Source organism: uncultured Legionella sp. (assembly GCF_937871865.1).
Lineage (GTDB): Bacteria > Pseudomonadota > Gammaproteobacteria > Legionellales > Legionellaceae > Legionella.
This window is the reverse complement of sequence record NZ_CALMPD010000147.1, coordinates 1-1,688: the sequence shown is the minus strand read 5'-3', so window position 1 is coordinate 1,688 and position 1,688 is coordinate 1. Positions and strand designations below refer to the sequence as shown.

The following is a 1,688-nucleotide window of genomic DNA, read 5'->3' as shown; positions in this document are numbered from 1 at the left end:
AGGCGGTCCCATTAACTGCTGATCGATGGTCCCTTTAGAATGCTGAATGACACAACTGATAGATCTTCATTTTTTAAAATTTGCTGTACCGTGAAATACTCAAAAAAATCTGGTTCGCTCTGATCTGGGGCAAGCTTATTTCTTTGGGTATTTATCATACTGTTTAAAAGGAATAAATGATTACTAGTCATAATTTTTCGCTATTAATTTAATTTTTAGGTACCCAGGTAGGCCCCCAATTTAATAATCTGATCTGTATGTTGGCTTAAAAACATGTAACCCATTGATTTCATTGGCGTCCCGGAGAGGATTCGAACCTCCGACCTGCCCCTTAGGAGGGGGCTGCGCTATCCAGCTGTGCCACCGGGACTAACACTCGCAAGTCTACCTTTAACATGGATAAATGACAACGGGAAATCGGTGCTTCTTTTGTAAAATAATAATGGGTGTGGCGTAGGTTCTCGATTAATTAAATCTCTTACAAGCCACTGTAGTATTGTTTCATTTGATGAGGGGCGAATGATAACCATAGTATTGCGTAATAAATTTTTAGATATGTTTTTGTCAGAGATAAAGTGTTTATTGAGTATAGTGAATATTGGTCTTATCTCTTGTTCGCTTACTTGACTTAATCTTTTAAACTACGGTATTTTCGTTCTTGATTGCGAACAGGGCAGCATATTTTGCTGATAGCTACTCATTATTAAAAGGACATGATCATGAGGGGGACACATAAAATTGGTGGTGATCTTCAGACGACGGATGAGAGCAGTAAACCAAGTAGGTATTTGCGGGAGGATACTGGTTCGTTATTTCATCTGAATTATTCATCAAGCTTTTTTGCAACCAGAGAGTCATCTGGAGTGGCTATGGCGGATAGTTCTGTGGTTTTAAAAAAAGCGTATGGTTTTTGTTTTAAGCATCTGTTTGCTGAACCACAAATAGAAACTACACCCGATTCTTTAATAATTACTTATCCTGTTTACCACAAAATCCATCGTGCTTATGTAATGGAGCAATTAAAATGGCATATTACGGGTTTTAATCCCTTAAATGACAGTAAATATCCGATTTGCTCCCACATTCAGTTAAAATTCACTCGACAGGCATCGAGAATTTATTTGGATATCAAATCCTGTTCTTTTGTTGATTTATATGATTATGATGTTACAGAACTTGCGGATATTCTTGCTGAAGAAACGAATCATCAAGGCAAACTCATTGGGGCTGGTTTGGTAAGTATTCATGTGAATGAGAAACTGATTAATCCTAAAGGCATGCCAACAGATGTTCTGGTGATGCAACAGACTATTGATGATGGACTGCAATCCATGTTGGAGTCGGTCTACAATTATCATGTAAATTGTTTAAAACGATTTGAAGAAATTAGTCATTCCAGGGATATTGGTGCATACACGACGGCTGTTAAATTAGGTAGTGTGCTTCGTGCGGTGGTAAAAAATTATCGAACAGTGAACCTTGATAATTATCAATTGGCGTTAACATTGCTTGGTACTTTAGAGAAAAATGCTGCTTATCAGAATGATCCTCAAATTTGGATGTCAATGCCCAAAATCAAAGAGGCTTTAACTACCTTGTCAGCTAAAGCTGCTCTGTGTGATGGAATCGAAATTGAGATTGGGCATTTAAAATCTATTTTAAAAAAATTGGAGTATCATGAAGGTGTA

At 37.3% G+C, this 1,688-nt stretch carries 1 protein-coding gene and 1 tRNA gene; one reads left to right on the top strand and one right to left on the bottom strand.

Translation table 11 applies throughout. The features are described from left to right. Positions 1-293 precede the first annotated feature (293 nt). Positions 294-370, bottom strand: a tRNA-Arg gene (locus tag Q0495_RS07700). A 349-nt stretch (positions 371-719) separates the two neighbouring features. On the opposite strand from Q0495_RS07700, the gene Q0495_RS07695 reads away from it, so the two are divergent. After that, positions 720-1,688, top strand: a 969-nt coding sequence (locus Q0495_RS07695; RefSeq protein ID WP_298624659.1) for a hypothetical protein, incomplete at its 3' end; no start/stop codon positions are given.